This window comes from Cryobacterium sp. Hh38, assembly GCF_004403235.1.
In the GTDB taxonomy this organism is placed as follows: Bacteria; Actinomycetota; Actinomycetes; order Actinomycetales; family Microbacteriaceae; genus Cryobacterium; species Cryobacterium levicorallinum.
In genome coordinates, this window is sequence record NZ_SOHD01000030.1 from 1 (window position 1) to 2,825 (window position 2,825).

3 protein-coding genes and 1 pseudogene are annotated in these 2,825 nt (G+C 59.5%); 1 reads left to right on the forward strand and 3 read right to left on the reverse strand.

The genetic code is table 11. The annotated features are described in order from the left end of the window. Window positions 1-113 (reverse strand): annotated as a pseudogene (locus E3T41_RS19030) (transposase); the annotation flags it as partial. Window positions 114-129: 16 nt separating this feature from the next. Continuing rightward, window positions 130-768 (reverse strand): IS30 family transposase, encoded by a 639-nt coding sequence (locus E3T41_RS11225; RefSeq protein ID WP_370257543.1) that lies wholly within the window; start codon window positions 766-768, stop codon window positions 130-132. Window positions 769-844: 76 nt separating this feature from the next. Between E3T41_RS11225 and E3T41_RS11230 the strand changes: the two genes are divergently transcribed. Beyond that, window positions 845-2,050 carry an IS110 family transposase gene (locus E3T41_RS11230; RefSeq protein WP_134478650.1) on the forward strand — a complete coding sequence of 402 codons (1,206 nt, stop codon included), beginning with the start codon at window positions 845-847 and terminating at the stop codon, window positions 2,048-2,050. Here E3T41_RS11230 and E3T41_RS11235 read toward each other — a convergent pair. Then, the gene (locus E3T41_RS11235; protein WP_198416414.1) at window positions 2,008-2,613 is read right to left on the reverse strand and encodes an IS30 family transposase; all 606 of its coding nucleotides are present in this window, start codon (window positions 2,611-2,613) and stop codon (window positions 2,008-2,010) included. The two genes, E3T41_RS11230 and E3T41_RS11235, sit on opposite strands and share 43 nt — an antisense overlap. Window positions 2,614-2,825: the final 212 nt, after the last annotated feature.

Sequence of the window (2,825 nt, forward strand, 5' to 3'; positions counted from 1 at the left end):
CACTTTTTGGGGCAGATGCCCACCAGTCCGAGGCGTTGCATGGTTTTGGCGACGGTCTTGCGCGAGATGGTCTCCCCGTCGGCGCGGAGGTCGGCGAGGATTCTCGGCGACCCATAAACCTGGCAGTTTCTACTGGTCGTTGCGAATCGTGTGTGCCTTAGTTCTGTGTCCTAATCGTCTCATGGCCTGGTGGGGTGTGCGGTCTTTGAGGCAGGCTCTGGGTCGACCGTTAAGTTCGTCGGCCACAGCGTTGAGGTGATCTTGGTCCCACTGGCTGAGGTCAGTCCCCTTCGGGAAATATTGGCGCAGGAGCCCATTGGTGTTTTCATTAGTCCCTCGCTGCCACGGCGAGTGCGGGTCGGCAAAGTAGATACGAAGCCCAGTCTTCGTCTCGATGCGCTTGTGATGGAACATTTCGTTGCCTTGATCCCATGTCAGCGTGCGCCGGAGCGACGACGGCAGGCTCGAGAACGCACCGATGAGTGCGTCACCGACGGTTTGTGCGCTGTGGTCGCTCTGGAGGAAGACGAGGATCGTCAAGCGAGTCTTGCGTTCCACGAGCGTGGCAATTGCTGAGCCGTTACTGGTGCCCAAGATGAGGTCTCCTTCCTTACGTTGTTGTGGTGGGTGATTTCGGGACTGTCGTAGTGTGTCGATCACCCTCGGGTGGCGGGTATGGCTGAGATCGCCTTGCCGCATAAACGGCTCACTGGGAATGGCCGCCCGCTGCCCGCAGATGACTCGACCGCTGATTGAGAATTGCGACATTGATCGCTGGGTAAGGACGTGCCGGCGTGGTTATCGACAGGGAAACTGCTATCAACGAGACGGAAGGAACCTTCAGATGCCAGCAGTATGGGCGGGAATCGATTCAGGAAAGCGGGCGCATCACTGCGTCGTGATCGACCAGGCCGGGGAGATGCTTCTCTCCCAACGGATAGATAACGACGAGACCGTGCTGCTCGAGATCATCGCTACGGTCACCGAGATCGCCGATGGGCACGAGGTCGTATGGGCGACGGATCTGAACTCAGGCGGCGCAGCTCTCCTGATTTCCCTGCTGGTCGATCACGGCCAGCAGCTGCTCTATATCCCGGGCAGAATCATTCACCATGCGGCTGCGACCTACCGCGGTGAGGGCAAGACAGACGCGAAAGATGCCCGAATCATCGCCGATCAGGCACGGATGCGCACCGACCTCCAACTCGTTCGCGATGGTGATCAGATCAGCGTTGACCTGAAACTTCTGACCGCTCGACGCCTGGACATCATCCACGACAGGGTGCGCGCAATCAATCGGCTCCGCGCGACCATGCTGGAGTACTTCCCCGCGCTGGAGCGCGCGTTCGACTACTCCAAAAGCAAAGCCGCTCTCACGCTCTTATCGACCTACCAGACGCCCGGAGCGCTTCGCCGGATGGGAGTAACGCGTCTGGCGGCATGGTTGAAAGCCCGTGGCTGCCGCAACAGCGTCACCGTCGCCCAGAAAGCAATCGACGCCGCGCGTGAGCAAGAAACGACGTTGCGCACCGAGATTGTCGCCGCCACCCTCGTGTCGCGCCTGGCCGCCGTAATCACCGCAATCGACGCAGACCTCGTCGACCTCGACAAAACCATCACCGCCCGATTCAACGAGCACGAGAACGCTGAGATCTTGGAAAGCATGCCAGGATTCGGGCCCATCCTCGCCGCCACGTTCCTTGCCAACACTGGAGGCGACCTGCGCAGCTTCGAAAGCCCGGACCGGCTTGCAAGCGTTGCCGGCGTCGCACCAGCTCCCAGAGACTCCGGCCGCATCAGCGGCAACCACCACCGGCCCCGCCGATTCAACCGGCGGCTGTTACGAACTTGCTATCTCGCAGCACTATCAAGCTTGAAGAACAGCCCCGCCTCCAGGGCTTACTACGACCGAAAGCGCCGCGAAGGGAAAAACCACAAACAGGCGCTGCTCGCTCTCGCCCGGCGACGCATCAACGTCCTCTGGGCAATGCTCCGCGACCACACCCTCTACCAGGAACCAGCCGAGATCCCGATGCTCAAAACCGCTTGACAAAGACATTGAGATTCCCAATGGCCGGGGATGGCTCGATCGGCTATTTCGGGCGGCCGGTCACTGATCTTGAGTGCTTCTTTGTAAGGGCTGTTTTTGTGCCGGTCAGCGCTGTGCGACACCCGCTTCTTCCGCTTCAAACTGAGTTTCTCAGNTACGCTGATCAGCCCGCGATAAACACCGTCGTAGATCGTCTCAGGACAGACGTGCCAGGTTAGTTTGTTCGGATAGCGTCGTCTCAGCCATCTGCTGATCTGGCCCGGCGACCATCGTTTCGCAAGTTTCACTGCAACGATGCTTCGAAGAGCTGGGACCTCCTCGAAGACGCGGATCTTCGGTCGTTTGCGCTGCAAATGGGCTTGGTTGTGGGCGAACCACGGCTGGTAGGTGCCGTCCGCCTTGCGGTTGCGTGCAATCTCTCGATAGACGCTCTGGAAGCTTTTCCCAATCCGGACAGCGATCCCTTTCACGGCCTCGCCTGCGGCGAGGCCGTCTCCGATTTCGATTCGATCGTCCTGAGAGAAATAGCGAGAACTAATGGGGACGCGTTCGACGACAGTCATACTGCCAGCATCGATGAACCACAACGATCCGCAACTGAGCGACACTCCGACCTGTCGGGCCGCCTCAGACCCCGACAGGCCCTGTCGAATCAATACAAAGTAATGGCCTTGCCCCCGGTTAGTGGACACGGGTTAAGCGGCGAGTTGAACTTCCGCGGTCTGTGACGAGTATTGCAGTTCGAAGTCGACGGGACTGACATCTCCGATTGAGG

Coding starts and splice junctions, on each gene's coding strand:
- E3T41_RS11225 (WP_370257543.1), bottom strand. CDS start 768: ATGTCGCAATTCTCAATCAGCGGTCGAGTCATCTGCGGGCAGCGGGCG.
- E3T41_RS11230 (WP_134478650.1), top strand. CDS start 845: ATGCCAGCAGTATGGGCGGGAATCGATTCAGGAAAGCGGGCGCATCAC.